This is a genomic window from Gracilimonas qinghaiensis, assembly GCF_046602855.1.
Classification (GTDB): Bacteria; Bacteroidota; Rhodothermia; order Balneolales; family Balneolaceae; genus Gracilimonas.
In genome coordinates this window covers 1,046,206-1,061,911 of the sequence record NZ_JBKINJ010000001.1, presented here as the reverse complement: position 1 = coordinate 1,061,911, position 15,706 = coordinate 1,046,206, and the positions used below count along the sequence as shown (strand labels likewise).

Annotated in this window: 13 protein-coding genes and 1 pseudogene; 8 read left to right on the top strand and 6 right to left on the bottom strand. The window is 39.8% G+C overall.

Annotated elements, in window-relative coordinates; genetic code table 11:
* The first annotated feature begins 55 nt into the window (after nucleotides 1-55).
* The 4 genes from rpsO to ACKGJO_RS04725 all read left to right on the top strand — a co-directional run bounded on the left by rpsO (nucleotide 56) and on the right by ACKGJO_RS04725 (nucleotide 5,472).
* Nucleotides 56-325, top strand: a complete 270-nt coding sequence (gene rpsO / locus ACKGJO_RS04740; RefSeq protein ID WP_411322251.1) for a 30S ribosomal protein S15 — start codon at nucleotides 56-58, stop codon at nucleotides 323-325.
* A 117-nt stretch (nucleotides 326-442) separates the two neighbouring features.
* Entirely contained in the window at nucleotides 443-2,554 is a 2,112-nt protein-coding gene (gene pnp, locus ACKGJO_RS04735; RefSeq protein WP_411322250.1) for a polyribonucleotide nucleotidyltransferase, read from the top strand.
* A gap of 82 nt (nucleotides 2,555-2,636) precedes the next feature.
* Nucleotides 2,637-3,887 carry a M16 family metallopeptidase gene (locus ACKGJO_RS04730; RefSeq protein ID WP_411322249.1) on the top strand — a complete coding sequence of 417 codons (1,251 nt, stop codon included), beginning with the start codon at nucleotides 2,637-2,639 and terminating at the stop codon, nucleotides 3,885-3,887.
* A gap of 91 nt (nucleotides 3,888-3,978) precedes the next feature.
* Nucleotides 3,979-5,472: an asparagine--tRNA ligase gene (locus ACKGJO_RS04725; RefSeq protein ID WP_411322248.1), complete on the top strand. Its 1,494-nt coding sequence runs from the start codon at nucleotides 3,979-3,981 to the stop codon at nucleotides 5,470-5,472.
* 32 nt (nucleotides 5,473-5,504) lie between these two features.
* On the opposite strand, the gene ACKGJO_RS04720 is transcribed toward ACKGJO_RS04725, so the two are convergent.
* The gene (locus ACKGJO_RS04720; protein ID WP_411322247.1) at nucleotides 5,505-6,575 is read right to left on the bottom strand and encodes a bactofilin family protein; all 1,071 of its coding nucleotides are present in this window, start codon (nucleotides 6,573-6,575) and stop codon (nucleotides 5,505-5,507) included.
* 76 nt (nucleotides 6,576-6,651) lie between these two features.
* On the opposite strand from ACKGJO_RS04720, the pseudogene ACKGJO_RS04715 reads away from it, so the two are divergent.
* Nucleotides 6,652-7,081, top strand: a pseudogene (locus ACKGJO_RS04715) (amino acid--tRNA ligase-related protein); the annotation flags it as partial.
* A gap of 17 nt (nucleotides 7,082-7,098) precedes the next feature.
* Here ACKGJO_RS04715 and ACKGJO_RS04710 read toward each other — a convergent pair.
* On the bottom strand, nucleotides 7,099-7,587 hold the full coding sequence (locus ACKGJO_RS04710; protein ID WP_411322246.1) for a bactofilin family protein: 489 nt from the start codon (nucleotides 7,585-7,587) through the stop codon (nucleotides 7,099-7,101).
* A gap of 94 nt (nucleotides 7,588-7,681) precedes the next feature.
* Here ACKGJO_RS04710 and holA point away from each other — a divergent pair, with 94 nt between their 5' ends.
* From holA to ACKGJO_RS04695, 3 genes are read left to right on the top strand one after another with little or no spacing between them, the layout of a single operon-like run.
* Nucleotides 7,682-8,749, top strand: a complete 1,068-nt coding sequence (gene holA / locus ACKGJO_RS04705) for a DNA polymerase III subunit delta (RefSeq protein ID WP_411322245.1) — start codon at nucleotides 7,682-7,684, stop codon at nucleotides 8,747-8,749.
* 49 nt (nucleotides 8,750-8,798) lie between these two features.
* Nucleotides 8,799-9,407: a sigma-70 family RNA polymerase sigma factor gene (locus tag ACKGJO_RS04700; protein ID WP_411322244.1), complete on the top strand. Its 609-nt coding sequence runs from the start codon at nucleotides 8,799-8,801 to the stop codon at nucleotides 9,405-9,407.
* Between the two features lie 48 nt (nucleotides 9,408-9,455).
* On the top strand, nucleotides 9,456-9,695 hold the full coding sequence (locus ACKGJO_RS04695; RefSeq protein ID WP_411322243.1) for a hypothetical protein: 240 nt from the start codon (nucleotides 9,456-9,458) through the stop codon (nucleotides 9,693-9,695).
* Here the strand turns inward: ACKGJO_RS04695 and ACKGJO_RS04690 are convergent.
* The 4 genes from ACKGJO_RS04690 to ACKGJO_RS04675 are packed head-to-tail and all read right to left on the bottom strand — an operon-like array spanning nucleotide 9,689 to nucleotide 14,927.
* On the bottom strand, nucleotides 9,689-11,671 hold the full coding sequence (locus tag ACKGJO_RS04690) for an alpha-ketoacid dehydrogenase subunit alpha/beta (protein ID WP_411322242.1): 1,983 nt from the start codon (nucleotides 11,669-11,671) through the stop codon (nucleotides 9,689-9,691). The genes ACKGJO_RS04695 and ACKGJO_RS04690 overlap by 7 nt on opposite strands.
* Nucleotides 11,672-11,696: 25 nt before the next feature.
* Nucleotides 11,697-12,671 carry a deoxyhypusine synthase family protein gene (locus ACKGJO_RS04685; RefSeq protein ID WP_411322241.1) on the bottom strand — a complete coding sequence of 325 codons (975 nt, stop codon included), beginning with the start codon at nucleotides 12,669-12,671 and terminating at the stop codon, nucleotides 11,697-11,699.
* A complete protein-coding gene (speB, locus tag ACKGJO_RS04680) occupies nucleotides 12,668-13,528 on the bottom strand; it encodes an agmatinase (protein ID WP_411322240.1) in 861 nt (286 codons plus the stop codon). Before speB ends, ACKGJO_RS04685 begins: the two co-directional genes overlap by 4 nt.
* Nucleotides 13,521-14,927, bottom strand: coding sequence for a type III PLP-dependent enzyme domain-containing protein (locus ACKGJO_RS04675; RefSeq protein ID WP_411322239.1), 1,407 nt, complete (start codon nucleotides 14,925-14,927; stop codon nucleotides 13,521-13,523). The genes speB and ACKGJO_RS04675 overlap by 8 nt, the downstream gene beginning before the upstream one ends.
* Between the last annotated feature and the right edge of the window lie 779 nt (nucleotides 14,928-15,706).

Sequence of the window (15,706 nt, the reverse complement as noted above, 5' to 3'; positions counted from 1 at the left end):
CCCTATCTTTAAAAACTATAAATCGATTTATACAAGTACTAATTAAACCATTGCAATGAGCATAACCGCAGAAGAAAAAAAAGAAATCTTTAAAAAGTTTGGGAAAAGTGAAACTGATACGGGTTCCACTGAAGGACAAATAGCCCTTCTAACCAAAAGAATTAATGACCTGACCGAACATTTAAAAGACAATAAATTAGATCACGCATCTCGTCGTGGATTGTTGAAGATGGTAGGTAAAAGAAGAAGGTTGTTAAACTACCTCATGAAGAATGATATCGAGAAGTACAGAGAACTGATCAAAGAACTCGGTATCCGTAAATAAGTTTATTCGTTATAAAAGGCTCCTGATGTTGGAGCCTTTTTCAATTTATCCTGCCTCTGGTACATTTCTTATCTGTTGTTGGCAGGGTTCAGTAAATCCAAAAGACAAAGAAGACAAATGAAAGAACAAATAAGAAGTGTAGAATTTGCACCGGGAAAGGTGCTATCAGTAGAAACAGGGCGAATTGCCAAACAAGCCGATGGCGCTGTAGTGGTTCGTATGGGTGACACCCAGGTATTATGTACCGCTGTGAGTGCAAAAGAACCAAAACCGGGTCAAGGGTTTTTCCCTCTGGTTGTTGATCACAGAGAAAGTTTTTCAGCCGGTGGTCGTTTCCCCGGAGGATTCATGAAACGTGAAGGTCGTCCTTCAGAAAAAGAAGTATTAGCCAGTCGTTTGATCGACCGTAGTATTCGCCCGCTTTTCCCAAAAGGTTATTTATGTGAAACACAGATCATCTCTAGCGTACTTTCTTCAGACGGAGAAAACGATGGTGATGTGCTTGGTGGATTTGGAGCCTCAGCTGCTCTACATATTTCAGATGCACCGTTTGAAGGACCAATGGCAGAAGTTAGAGTTGGCCGAATTAATGGAGAATATATCATTAACCCAACGCTTTCTGAGTTGAAGGAAAGTGACATCGACATGATCGTTGGTGGTACTGCCGATTCTGTTTTGATGATGGAAGGAGAAATGAAAGAGATCTCAGAAGATGAAATGCTTGGTGCTATAAAAGCAGCTCACGCTTCTATTATCACTTTATGTGAATTTCAGGAGGAACTGAGAGAAGAATACGGTAAGCCTAAACGTGAATTTGTTGCTGAAGGCTATCCTGAAGAGATCGAAAATAAAGTTCGTGAATTAGCTACAGATAAGATCAAAGAAGTAGTGAACATCGGGCTTGGCAAAGAAGAATATAGCGAGAAGCTTAAAGAAGCTAAAGATTCTGTAGTTGCCGAACTTGAAGAAGAGTATGAAGAAGAAGTTGACACCATCAAAGATATCTTAGGTGATATTGAGAAGGAAGAACTTCGAAATATGATATTAGAGAAAAAACGCCGTATTGACGGTCGCTCACCTGAAGATGTTCGTGATATTTGGACACAGGTTGGGTATCTCGCAAGAACACACGGTTCTGCGATCTTCACTCGCGGTGAAACTCAGGCACTTGTTTCTGTAACCCTTGGTACCAAAAAAGATGCACAGGGTGTAGATACACTGTTTGACGAGGAGGACAAAAAATTCTATCTGCATTATAACTTCCCACCATACTCTGTCGGTGAAGCTGGCTTCCTAAGAGGACCTGGTAGACGAGAGATCGGTCACGGGCACCTTGCAGAACGTGCTTTAAGAATGATGATGCCATCTTTTGACGATTTCGGATATGTTATCAGAATTATCTCTGATATTACTGAATCAAATGGTTCATCTTCGATGGCATCTGTTTGCGGTGGTTCGATGGCACTTATGAGTGCCGGTGTTCCACTTAAGAAACCGGTTGCAGGTATTGCAATGGGAATGATAGTTGGAGATAATAATTCAGTTGTCCTATCTGATATCCGTGGCGAAGAAGATTTCATGGGAGACATGGACTTTAAAACAGCCGGTACCGCTGATGGTATCACGGCTTGCCAGATGGATATGAAAGTGAAGGGAATTTCTTTTGAAGTAATGGAAGAAGCCCTTAAGCAAGCTCATACAGGACGCTTACACATTCTGGGTAAAATGGCTGAAACCATTTCTACTCCAAGTGAAACACTATCCGAATTTGCTCCGCAATTTATTAATATGACGATTGACGGTGATATGATCGGTGCAGTTATCGGACCTGGTGGTAAAGTAATTCAAACACTTCAGAAAGAGACAGATACTGAGATCTGGATCGAAGAAGACGAAAGTGGAAAAGGTAAGATCACCATTTCAGCCGATAGTCTTGAAAAAGCTGAAGAAGCTCAAAACAGAATCAAAGCAATTACGGGTCAGCTCGAAGAAGGAGCTACTTACAAAGGTGAAGTTAAGTCCATTAAGGACTTTGGTGCATTTGTTGAGATAGCGCCTGGAAGAGACGGCTTACTTCATATTTCTGAAGTTGCTCACGAACATGTTAAAGATGTAAGTCAATACATGAGCGTAGGTGATGAGATTGAAGTTAAGTTGCTCAAGGTAGAGCCTGGTAATAAGCTAAGATTATCACGAAAGGCCTTGTTATCAAAAGACGAAGAAGAGTAAGCCTTTAGACTCTAAGGTTATTATATTTGCTCCGCTCATATTCAATGAGCGGAGCTTTTTTATTTAAAGATTATTCATAAAGATGAAAAACACACAAGAAATTGATTTTGTAAATAAGAGCACGCTGAAAAATGGACTCAGGATCGTAACTGAGCATATCGACAGCGTAAAAAGTGTAACAGTTGGAATATGGGTTAAGACAGGGGGCCGACACGAAACGGAATCAAAAGCTGGTATCACCCATTTTCTTGAGCATATGCTGTTCAAAGGAACCGATAGCCGGTCTTCTTATGATATTGCACTGAGTATGGAATCTGTAGGAGGTTACCTGAATGCATTTACTTCATCAGAATATACCTGCTACTATTCACGATGTGTGAATACGCAGTTGGATAAGGCACTTGATGTTTTATCTGATATGGTATTACACCCGTCTTTCCCTGAAGATGAGGTAGAGAAAGAGAAAAAGGTGGTTATTGAAGAAATGAAAATGTATCGCGATTCTCCTGATGATTTCCTTTTTGAGGCATTTAACAGCAAAATATTTGAGGGACATGAACTTGGAAGGCCTGTTCTTGGCTTTGAAGATTCGGTATCAGCATTTAGCCGTCAGGATCTTTATGATTATATGAAGGAGCGATATTATGCGGGTAATCTTCTTATATCTGTAGCCGGTAATGTGGATCATGACAAAGTTGTAGATCTGGTTTCCAGCTACTTTGACAAACTAGAAAAAGAAAACCGGGAAGAAAAAGAGCAACCACTTCCCGCATTCCAAAAAGAAGATCTAAAACTTACCAAACCGATCGAGCAAACTCATTATATCTACGGCCGCCGTGGTTTGAACTATGATGATGATGACAAGTACCTGCTTTTGCTTGCTAACACTGTTCTAGGTGGAGGGATGAGTTCTCGTTTACACCAAAACGTAAGGGAAAAATATGGATACTGCTATTCCATTCAGACATTCAATCAGTCTTACACTGATACCGGGTTGTGGGGGATTTATGTAGGAACCGATAAAGATTATGTTGATCACGTTCGGGAGTTAATACTTAAGGAACTTAAGATCATGCAGAACGAACCTATTCCTGAAAAGGAACTGGCAGAAGCAAAATCACAATTAAAGGGTAAACTGTTGCTATCTCAGGAAAGTACAAGTAACAGAATGACTCGTCTTGCAAAAAGTGAACTCTATTTTGGAAGGTTTGTTACCTTAGATGAACTGGTTGAAAACATAGATTCAGTAACTTCTGAACAGATCAGGGACTTTGTGCAAAGTTTCTTTGTAGATGAGCACTTTATGGAAGCTATTTTGTTACCTGAAAATTAGTTTCAAGGTTCAAGACTTGCCCTATGCTAACTTGAACCTTGCATCTGAAAAATTGATCCTAAAACCAACAAATACCATACTAACTTAAAAAATGATATACATTAAAAATCTTTCAGAACACGTCGATAAAGAAGTAACGCTAAAGGGATGGGTATATAACTACCGTAGCAGCGGAAGCTTAGTATTCATTGAAATGAGAGATGGCTCGGGTTTGACCCAATGTGTAGTAGCCAAAGATGATGTGTCAGAGTATGTATGGGAAGCAGCTACTTCATTGCGTCAGGAGAGTTCACTGGAAGTAACAGGTACTGTTAAGGCTGACGATAGAAGTATTGGTGGCCATGAAATACATGTGTCAAATATTGTAATTCATCAAGTTGCTGAAGATTATCCTATTACACCAAAAGATCATGGTGTTGAGTTTTTAGCAAACAACCGACATCTGTGGTTAAGAAGTCAGCGTCAATGGGCAGCCATGCGTGTGCGAAATGAGATCATATTTGCGATCCATACATTTTTTCAGGGTCGTGGTTTCGTACAGATGGATTCGCCAATTTTTACCGGGAATGCTGCTGAAGGCAGTACCACTCTGTTTGAAACCGATTATTTTGAAGAAAAAGCTTATCTGGCTCAAACCGGTCAATTATACGGGGAAGCGATGGCTATGGCACATGGTCTGATTTATACGTTTGGACCAACCTTCAGAGCAGAAAAATCTAAAACGCGCCGTCATCTGACCGAATTCTGGATGATCGAACCCGAAATGGCCTATTATGACCTAGAAATGAATATGGATCTGGCTGAGGATATGATCAAGGCTATTGTAAGCAGAGTATTGGAGAATTGTAAGGATGAACTTGAAACCCTTGAAAGGGATATCAACTCATTGGAAAAAATTGCTGATAAAGCTTTTGAGCGAATGACTTATACTGAGGCTGTTGATATTCTGACCAGTGACGAAACTGCAAATATGCTCGATGAAATGGCTGAATCTCGTCGTCAGGAAAAATTAGACCTTGGTAAGGAAGAAGAAGAGATCAAAAAAGAGCAAGGCTCTGCTAAAAAATGGAGAAAAGCTCAGATCGACCAGCGAATAAAGGAAATTCAAACGCGAGTCGATCAGATCGATGAAGATCTACGCAATATTCCAAGTTGGAAAGAGTCGGCCCGTAATTTTGAGTGGGGTAACGATTTTGGAGGGAGTGATGAAACCGTTTTAATGATGCAGTTCGATGTTCCTTTGATAGTGACACACTGGCCGGCTGAGATCAAAGCGTTTTACATGAAACGGGATGAGACTGATAAACTGGCCCTTGGTATGGATATACTGGCACCTGAGGGATATGGTGAGATTATCGGAGGCTCTCAGCGAGAAGACGACCTTAAAGTTCTTGAAGAGCGTATAGCGGAGGAAGAATTGGATAAGGAAGTTTTTGAGTGGTATCTGGATCTCAGACGTTATGGAAGTGTCCCACATTCAGGTTATGGATTGGGCCTTGAGCGTACTGTTGCCTGGATATGCGGCCTTTCACACGTTAGAGAAACTATTCCATTCCCTCGAATGATGGGCAGGCTTAAGCCTTAATAAAGAAGGCAAAAGTTAGTGAAATATCGGAATCAGTTGTAAAGAGAAAAATAAATTTCTGAGGGTTGTGTAACCATTTTGGGATTATTCTTCAGTTCGTTATGAAGTTCTGGTGATATAAGTTCAGCCGAAATTATGGGTCTATTCCCATTGGTTGTTTTTACTAATATTATTCCGCCAAGAGTGACTGATAGTTCTTCAACCTTTTCCAGGGATGATTTAAGGGATTTAGCTGATTTTAAAATCTTTTCACCCATATGGCCATTATTTCTATCCAAAAAAACATCTTCTAATGCTTTTTTCCCGGTAGAAAATACTTCAGTTAAGTTTTTTTTCTCATTCTGATCATTTCGGTCCATCACATACGTGAGGTGCTGATAAAAGGGGTTATATGTGGGTTCATCAAAAATTTCGAATGTAAAACCCAGGGCTTCCATAAAATTACCAGCAGCTAATTTAATTTCTTTGATTGATGTTTTTTCGATGTTATTACCTGGAATTCCAAGTAATATATTACTAATAACACGGTTGGAAGAAGCCCTGTTTCCATCTCCTGATATAATAGGCTCAGCTGTAACTTCTTTAACGTAATTTTTGGACCTTTTATAGGTAACAGTGGATGTCTTGTCTGAATCTTGTATTTGTTTGTTTGAAGTTTCTTTCATCTTTTTTTGCACTGAAGAATCATTGTAAACCACTTTCTCATCAACATCCAAGACGTTATCACCCGACGTTATATTTCCGTCAATATATGCGCCTTCGTTGACTACAAACTGCTTTGCATATATTTCCCCTTGTACAGATGAAGAACCATTCAGGATTAAGCTTTTTTTAGCAAATATCTTACCCGCAATTTTTCCGGAAACTTCTATGATTGGAGCTGAACATTCTCCATGAAGTTCTCCGGTAGAGGATAGTATAATCTTTTCATCAGATTGAACATTTCCGGTAACCTTACCTCCAATTCGGATTGTTTTTTTTGTCTTAATACTGGCCTCAATTTCAGTTTCCTGGCCAATTTGTGTAAAAAGTGAATCTGGTGCTTTGGTATCCACGGCGTTAGAGTTTTTATTTGATTTTTGATCAACGAATCCGAAAAACATAATAAAAGATAATTTTTAGGGTTAGTACATTTATCGTCCATTGATTTCATTTCTTAAATTTATGAATATCAGCCGTGAAGAGTCGGCCTGTAATTATGAGTGGGATAACGATTTTGGAGGGAGTGATGAAACCGTTTTAATGATGCAGTTCGAAGTTCCTTTGATAGTGACACACTGGCCGGCTGAGATCAAAGCGTTTTACATGAAACGGGATGAGACTGATAAACTGGCCCTTGGTATGGATATACTGGCACCTGAGGGATATGGTGAGATTATCGGAGGCTCTCAGCGAGAAGACGACCTTAAAGTTCTTGAAGAGCGTATAGCGGAGGAAGAATTGGATAAGGAAGTTTTTGAGTGGTATCTGGATCTCAGACGTTATGGAAGTGTCCCACATTCAGGTTATGGATTGGGCCTTGAGCGTACTGTTGCCTGGATATGCGGCCTTTCACATGTTAGAGAAACTTATTCCATTCCCTGGAATATTGGGACGTCTTAAACCTTGAAATTGAACCGTATCGGGTTATTTCTTAGAGAAGATCTTGCCCGATCCGGATTTCTTATCATTAGATTTTTCCTTTTCAGTGGAATCTGATGTATTGGAAGAGGTCTTCATTGAACTGCTGGTGTCTTCGACTGACACATTTGGACCCACATGCAGTGAACCTTTGATTTGTGCTCCATCTTCAATTGAGATCTTTTTTGTATAGATCTTGCCTTCTACAACGGCTGTAGACTTAAGGGTCAGCTTATCTTTAACACGCACATCACCGTTTACTTTTCCGGCTATTTCAGCTTCCTGGGAGTTAACTTTGCCATTTATAACACCGGACTCATTCAAGATAAATTTCATTTTTGAATGAACCTCACCTTCAATTGTACCGGCGATTCTCAGGTCTTCATCACAATTAATGTCACCTGTGATTTTTGTTGGTTTGTTTATAAAAGAAATGGCAGGGGTTTGATTACTCACTTCAGTATTTACGTTGGTTGATTTTCTATTTAGCATCATACAAGGGCAAACTTTATAAAACAGTTTTTGTTCCGAATTAAATCAATTGAATAAGTCATTTCATTAAAACTAACATTCCTTATCTTTGCCATCCATGGCACGCAAACAGAACAGCAATCAGATCTATCAGTCGGTACTGGGTGAGATAAACTCCGTTAACCTTAAACAGGTGTATTTTCTCTGTGGGGAAGAGGAATTTTACTTGGATCAGTTGCTGGATCAATTTTCAAAAGTTATCTCACCCGAACAAAAGGATTTTAATTACGATCTTCTTTATGGACAGGATATCACACCTGCAAAAGCTTTATCCATTGCCAGGAGCTTTCCTATGATGGCTGAAAAACGGATTCTTATTATCCGTAATTTCATGCAGCTTAAAAAGGGAGGGGAGGAAGACGGTTCACCCAGTGGACACATCAATGATTTCGTTGAGTATTTCAAGAACCCGAACCCGACAACTTTACTTGTTCTGTTTGATGAAAAAAAACCGGCCGGTAACACAAAGATCGGAAAAACATTAAAGAGCTGTAACCACTGTGGGTTTTTTGAATTCGAAAGAATGGCAGATTACCTGATCCCCGATTGGGTCATTGACTGGGTCAGAAGTCATCACTCCAAAAATATTGAGCCTGCTGCTGCACAATTACTATCTCAATTTGTCGGTAATAATCTGCAGTTACTGTCCACTGAAATAGATAAAGTGTGCACTTTTGTAGACACTTCTGATACGATCACTGAAGCTGATGTTAAAAAAATAATTGGTTCGTACCGCGAATTTACGGCCATAGAGCTCAAAGAGGCTATTATTGACCGTAATATGGAGCAGGCACTCTATATTTCGGAACAGATGTTGCAACACACTAAATCAGACACGGGAGAATTAATTCGTCTCGTGGGGTTCTTTACAAGTGTGTTTACAAATGTCTGGCAAATTTTACGACTCTCTGAAAAGGGGATTGCTAAGAATCAGATCCAAAATGAGTTGGGAATCGGCAGTGGCTGGTACTTCAATAAACTTTGGGATGATGCCTCAAACTTTCGTTATGCTGAAATGCCCCGGATATTCGAAGCTCTTTTAGACGCAGACCGTTCTATAAAGGGATTCAGTACACTAGACTCCACGTCAATTTTATTCTTCTTGGTTAAGCGAATCATCGGTTAAGGCGATTCGCGATTATTTATTAATCGGAAAATAATAGTGGAGTTTAACGATGAATGCATTTCAATTTGCATCTGTAAAACAGTATAGCGATGAAGATCTAATGGAGTATTTTCAGAATGGAAAAGAAGCTGCGTTCAATGAACTCGTGATTCGGTTTCAGGATCGCCTACATAATTTTTTATATCGTTATACTCATAACCACCAGGATTGTGAGGATTTGGTTCAGGAGACCTTTTTGAGAGTACATAAAAGCAAACATTCGTACGAGCGCATTGCAAAATTTTCTACCTGGATGTATACGATCGCTTTAAATCTTGCAAAGAGCCTGTATAAAAAAAAGCAGCGGATGTATAAGGTATCGATCCATAAGGATGAATTTGATCCTGATGACAGAGAATTACACATCGAAGATGCGGGTATACTTCAGGATGATGCCCTTCATGAAAAGTTATGCATGGAACAGCTTGAAAAGGCACTAATGGAATTGCCCGAAGATTTCCGAGAGGTTATTATTTTGAGGGATCTCCAACAGCTTTCTTATGAAGAGATATCAGAGATTACAGGCATTCCAATGGGAACTGTAAAATCCAGGATCAATCGCGGAAGGGCTCAAATTCAAGCACTCATCCAGGATTATGTTCAACTGGGAACAAAATAAATCACTGTGACTTAAAGGGTGTAAAGGAAAACTTAGCAAACTCCCTTTATGAAAAATTATTTAGACAATGAGTACCATCCAGTAATTGAGGATTATATTACTGATTATGTAGATGATAATCTTGAATCGGTTGAGCGATCTACTTTTGAAGAAGTGCTTGTTCACGATGATGATCTTCGAGAACTTGCCTTATCAGCTAAAGAAGGTAAAAAGCTCCTTAATCAATTTCGCGAGGTTAAAGCTATGGATGGATTTTTAGAAAGACTGTTAAAAAGTATTCCTCAATAATCGAGTAATTTGGCCATCATTGATTCTAACTGTGAATCAGCCATAAATCCATGCTCTAGTCCTTTGTCGTGGGGAATTGGCATATCAAGTGAAGCACATCGCAGGACGGGGGCATCAAGCCATTCAAAGCATTCTTCCGATATAATGGCCGAAATTTCACTCAATGGACCGAGAGTAAGTGAAGGTTCCTGTAAAAGCAATACTTTCCCTGTTTTTTTAACTGTTTGTTTGATGGCTTCTTTATCAAGCGGAAGCAAGGTCCTCAGATCCAGGATCTCTATGCTTATGTCATTCTTATTATACGTTTCAGCCATTGTTTCAGCCCAGTGAATACCCATTCCATAGGTAATAATACTCGCATCGGTTCCATCTCTTCGGATCTTAGCCTTACCAAGTGGTTCGTAGGTTGCTTTGTCAGAGATCTTAGCCTTTAAACTCCGATATAACTTCTTATGCTCAAAGAACAGTACGGGATTAGGATCAAACAGAGAACTGTACAACAGATTCTGGGCATCTTCGACCGTACCGGGTACAACAACCTTAAGGCCGGGAATTTGCATGAACCAACCCTCAACAGATTGAGAGTGGAAAGGTCCAGCACCAACGCCGCCGCCGTGTGGAGCTCTGATGGTGATATTTAATGGTGGAGCCCACCTGTAATGAGATTTTGCTATGTTATTGACTATCTGATTGAAGCCGCAGGAAATAAAGTCAGCAAATTGCATCTCAACTATGGGCTTAAATCCTTCAAGAGCCAGCCCCATAGCTGCTCCCAATGCGCCTGATTCAATTATCGGTGTGTTGCGGACTCTCTCTTTTCCAAACTGCTCCAGAAATCCTTCAGTTATCTTGAAAACCCCGCCGTATTCAGCCACATCCTGGCCCATGATCAGGAGCCGCTCATCTTCTTCAAAAGCTTGTCTTAATGATATTTGAATGGCATCCACAAAACGGTGTTCAGCTGTAACCCCATCTTTATTTTCAGGGTGGTATTCGGGTTCATCAGCATATACGGCGTCAAGTTCTGTTGCCTGATTAAACACAGGGTCATCAGCAACTAAAGCCTTTTCCATATCCTCCTTAAAGGATTTATCAATTTCTTTTGTGATCCTCGTAAAGTCATCTTTTGAAGCTATACCCTGAGACTCCATATACTTCTCTAATCTCAGAATAGGATCTCTGTCAGCCCAGTTTTCGAATAGAACATCAGGAACATAATGTGTGCCGGAGGCTTCTTCATGCCCACGCATTCTGAATGTCTTTGCTTCGATCAAAACCGGCTCGCCATTAAGGGCAAGTCTTCGGGCTTTGTCGATGGTTTCCATTACTTCAAAGATATTATTGCCATCTATATTGAAACCGTGCATGCCATAACCCTTAGCTCTGTCTGAGAGATGCTCACACGCAAATTGTTCTGAAGTAGGGGTAGATAACCCATAGCCATTATTTTCAATAATAAAAACAACTGGCAGTTTCCATACGGCAGCAAGATTAAGTGCTTCGTGGAAATCCCCTTCACTAGTGGCTCCATCCCCGCAAAATGAAAAAGCGACGGCGTCCTCACCTTTTAATTTTTTTGCCAAGGCCAGTCCGTCTGCTACCGGCATCATGGCAGCTAGGTGAGAGATCATTCCCACGATCTTATGGTCCAAACTGCCGAAATGAAATGATCGGTCACGACCTTTGGTGAATCCGTTAGCTTTACCAAACAACTGACTAAATAAGGTATAAAGCGGAACTTGACGGGTTGTAAAGACACCGAGATTGCGGTGCATCGGTAAAATATAATCATCTTCTTTGGCTGAAAGCGTAACTCCTACACTAACGGCTTCCTGACCAATCCCTGAAAACCATTTACTGATTTTATTCTGTCGGAGCAGCTTAAGCATCCGCTCTTCAATCCTGCGGGGAAGCAACAAACTTTTATAGATGTGAAGAGCTTGTTCTTTAGTGAGGTCTTTTTCTGTAATAGCCACGCTTACTTCTGATTTGTATTAAGTTTCACCAGCCCAATAGGTAAGCAAAAATCAGCGGAGCCACAATAGTAGCATCAGATTCAATTATAAACTTTGGTGTATCTATTCCAAGTTTTCCCCAAGTGATCTTTTCATTGGGTACCGCACCTGAGTATGATCCGTAACTTGTTGTAGAATCACTGATCTGACAAAAGTACGACCACAGGGGGGTATCTGTTAAACCAAGATCCTGCTCCATCATCGGAACCACGCATATAGGAAAGTCACCGGCAATACCTCCGCCGATCTGAAAGAAACCGACACCGTTGCCGGCATTTTTTTTGTACCAGTCAGAGAGCATCATCATATACTCAATACCTGATTTGGTTGCTGATGGATGGGTTCTGCCTACGATACAGTGTGAGGCAAAGAAATTGCCACAGGTAGAGTCTTCCCAACCGGGTACTATTACAGGTATATTTTTTTCTGCAGCAGCCAACAACCACGAATTTTTTGGGTCTATCTGATAGTCATCTTCAAGATCACCGCTTAACAGGAGGTCGTAAAAATATTCATGAGGAAAGTATCGTTCATCTCTTTCAGAAGCTTTAACCCAGCGTTCCACTAAGTGTGTTTCAATACGGCGCATGGCTTCTTCTTCAGGTATGCAAGTATCAGTCACCCGATTAAAATGATGGTTTAGTAGATCCTGCTCATCTTCCGGGCTTAGATCCCGATAATTTGGAATCCGTTTATAGTAATCATGAGCTACTAAGTTAAATACATCTTCCTCTAAATTTGCCCCTGTACAAGTGATAATATGAACCTTATCCTGACGAATCATCTCTGCCAGTGACAAGCCAAGTTCAGCCGTACTCATAGCTCCGGCAAGTGTGATCATCATCATTGCATCAGAATTTAACTGATCCTCGTAAGCCATTGCGGCATCTACAAGTGAAGCCGCATTAAAATGTCTGTAATGGTGGGTGATGAAATCAGAAACAGGTCCTTTTTTACTCATGAATTCGCAAATTTATAGCTTAGCATTTTATAGTATAATTTAGCAGTAAGAAACTGAGGTGCAGTGAAGTTATCAATTGGGGCGAGTTCAACAATATCAAAACCGACAACTTCTTTTTGGTTGAATACCTTTTTCAAATAACTGATCATGGGATTCCATAGTATTCCTCCGGGTTCGGGTGTTCCCGTAGCCGGCATTATGGAAGGATCAAAGACATCAAGATCAAGAGTAATATAGACCTTGTCCGTCATCTTACTAACGGAATCGTCCATCCAATCAGTCTGTCCATACATATTCTCTGCAAAGTAGCATCTGTTCCGGTCGAGGTAGGGAAGTTCAACAGAATCCATACTTCTAATGCCGACCTGTATCAAATTTGCGTTTTGAGAGGCGTCATGAACAGCACATGCATGATTGTAAGGTGAGCCGTGGAACTCAGGCCGTAGGTCAGCGTGAGCATCCAGCTGAAGAACGGTAAGGTCTGGGTGGGCCTCATAAAAAGCTTTTATAATGCCAATACTGACTGAATGTTCACCACCAAAAAAGGTCAGGAATTTTTCTGTTTTTAAGAGTTCTCTTGTTTGATTATAAACCTCTTCAAAGACAGCTTTAGGGGATGAATCTTCCAAAAGTGGTTCAAGAATATGAACCCCCTTTTTATAGGCTTCACTATCTGTTTCTATATCATAGATCTCCATGTTTTCTGATGCATCCAGAAATGCTTCAAAGCCTTCATCTGCACCTTTTCCCCAGGTACTTGTACCATCATAAGGGATTGATTGGAGCAGGACGGAGGCATTATCAAATTCGTTATGTTTACCATCAATACCGGCGTATATGGGAGTTTTTTTAGTCATTATATCCTAGAATATTAAGCATATTATCAACCGTTTGTTCATCACGGTAGATGTAATCAAATAAATTTCCATTTTCGTCTTTGTCTACCACAATGTGTTTTGGGGAGGGAATCAAGCAGTGTTTGATACCTCCGTAACCGCTGATGGAATCCTGATAAGCTCCCGTGTGGAAAAAGCCGATGTAGAGTGGTTCATCTTCATCGTTTGAATAAGCCGGTAAAAGAACTTGTTGATTCAGCTCTTCGGAGTTATAATAATCCGAATGATCACAACTGATCCCGCCAATGTTAACGCGCTTATAATGTTTTTCCCATTTATTAAGGGGCAAGAGGATAAACTTTTCGTTGATGGACCAGGCATCAGGAATGGTGTTCATCAGGCTGTTATCCACCAGGTACCACAATTCTGTATCATTTTGTTGTTTTTGCTCAAGAACCTGAAAGATCACAGCCCCGCTTTCCCCAACCGTATATTTACCAAATTCCGTATAAATATCAGGTTCCTCAACCTTTGCATCCTGACAGGCTTCCTGAATGTTTCGTACGATCTCACCTGTGATATATGCATAATCAAAATCGAAGCTAAGGCTGTTTTGAATAGGAAATCCACCACCTATGTTCAATGCATTTACTGTAGGGACCAGTTGTTTGATCTTGGTAAATTGATTCAATGCTTTCTTGAATTCATTCCAATAATACATACTGTCGTTGATGCCGGAATCAACGAAAAAGTGTACCATTACCAACTCCACATTATCGTTCACAAGAACTTTCTCTTTTATGAAATCAATGATCTCGCGCTTATTGATACCAAGTCTTGAAGTGTAATATGAGGCTTGTGGGTCTTCTTCAATGGAAATACGCAACCCGATCTTTATAGGTTGATCGGTTTCTAATTCTGATAATTTATCAAGTTCTCTGGCATTATCCAGAACGGTAATGGAATTCTTAAATCCTTTATTTATCAATCGGCCGATCTTCTTGATATAATCATCTGTTTTGTATCCATTGTGTACAATTGTTTTATCGGCCCCAAATACACCTTTGTTATGTAAATTCTCAATAAGATCGATATCAAATGAAGAGGAGGTTTCAAGGGAAACATTTTCTTTCAATGCGGTGCGAATCACGTGATTGAAGTGGCAGCATTTAGTGCAATAACAAAACTCATATTTTCCGGAATAATTATTCTCTTCTATAGCCTTGTTGAACCAGTGCCTCGACTGTGCGATCTTTTCTCTTATTCTTGGAAGATAAGAGACCTTGAAGGGCGTGTCGTATTTTTTTATTAGTCTGTGAAGATCAACACCATTGAAATGTAGAGTCCCATTTTTTAGATCGAACCCATTTTGAGGAAAATCATAGGTCTGATCTATCAGCTCATAGTACGTATTCTTCATTAATAATCAGGATGACAGAGATTGGAAAAATTGTGAAAGCATGAATGCCATAAACCAAATATAAAAGATAATTTATTATTTATTTTATCTCGTTATGAATAAAGTAATCATAACTTGATTCTGATCGATCACTTATGTTGCATAGAATACAATTTCAGAAGATTTGACGTTGTTAATCATTTGAATAGATGAGTTTGACGACAGTACCAGCCACGATGCGCTTCCTAAACTACCAGGGTTTCTATCGATCTGATATTCAAATACTACACAAACGTTGAATTAGGTGCTTACCTCTTATATGTCGACTGAAATTTTATCTATGCTATTTTAACGAAGAACATCAATGCAAATGGGTCGGGGACCTCCTGGGATGGTGACTGAGTTATAGCGCTCTTTTCAATTTTCTATAATGCTTTGGCATGCTATTTTAAAATCCAGTCACAAACCATAAATTTGACAGTGGTTAAAACCTGATCATATAACAGTTTTTTGTACTTTTGTGTCGAAAATAGATTCATATACTTTGGCTTCATAAAAATAGGCTTAATCTTTCTTCATTTGATTAGTAACTGAACCTAATTTTATTTAAAGGTAGTTTTAAATTAATCTGCCGATCTATTTTATCATAAAAGACATCTGATCAACCTATTAATGCTCTGCTTTTTAAGTAACCTGATTCAAATTCTGCTATCGTTCGCTTAATAAAATTCATCTGTGTTCATTTCCCCAAAAGGAAGAACGAACATAATAGTCTTTATAACATCTTGCTCTGCGTGGTT

What these genes read in the sequence shown, in the direction of transcription:
- rpsO (WP_411322251.1), top strand. Translation starts at nt 56, where the DNA reads ATGAGCATAACCGCAGAAGAAAAAAAAGAAATCTTTAAAAAGTTTGGG.
- ACKGJO_RS04685 (WP_411322241.1), bottom strand. Translation starts at nt 12,671, where the DNA reads ATGAGTAAAAAAGGACCTGTTTCTGATTTCATCACCCACCATTACAGA.
- ACKGJO_RS04710 (WP_411322246.1), bottom strand. Translation starts at nt 7,587, where the DNA reads ATGATGCTAAATAGAAAATCAACCAACGTAAATACTGAAGTGAGTAAT.
- pnp (WP_411322250.1), top strand. Translation starts at nt 443, where the DNA reads ATGAAAGAACAAATAAGAAGTGTAGAATTTGCACCGGGAAAGGTGCTA.
- ACKGJO_RS04725 (WP_411322248.1), top strand. Translation starts at nt 3,979, where the DNA reads ATGATATACATTAAAAATCTTTCAGAACACGTCGATAAAGAAGTAACG.
- ACKGJO_RS04720 (WP_411322247.1), bottom strand. Translation starts at nt 6,575, where the DNA reads ATGTTTTTCGGATTCGTTGATCAAAAATCAAATAAAAACTCTAACGCC.
- ACKGJO_RS04695 (WP_411322243.1), top strand. Translation starts at nt 9,456, where the DNA reads ATGAAAAATTATTTAGACAATGAGTACCATCCAGTAATTGAGGATTAT.
- ACKGJO_RS04730 (WP_411322249.1), top strand. Translation starts at nt 2,637, where the DNA reads ATGAAAAACACACAAGAAATTGATTTTGTAAATAAGAGCACGCTGAAA.
- ACKGJO_RS04700 (WP_411322244.1), top strand. Translation starts at nt 8,799, where the DNA reads ATGAATGCATTTCAATTTGCATCTGTAAAACAGTATAGCGATGAAGAT.
- ACKGJO_RS04675 (WP_411322239.1), bottom strand. Translation starts at nt 14,927, where the DNA reads ATGAAGAATACGTACTATGAGCTGATAGATCAGACCTATGATTTTCCT.
- holA (WP_411322245.1), top strand. Translation starts at nt 7,682, where the DNA reads ATGGCACGCAAACAGAACAGCAATCAGATCTATCAGTCGGTACTGGGT.
- speB (WP_411322240.1), bottom strand. Translation starts at nt 13,528, where the DNA reads ATGACTAAAAAAACTCCCATATACGCCGGTATTGATGGTAAACATAAC.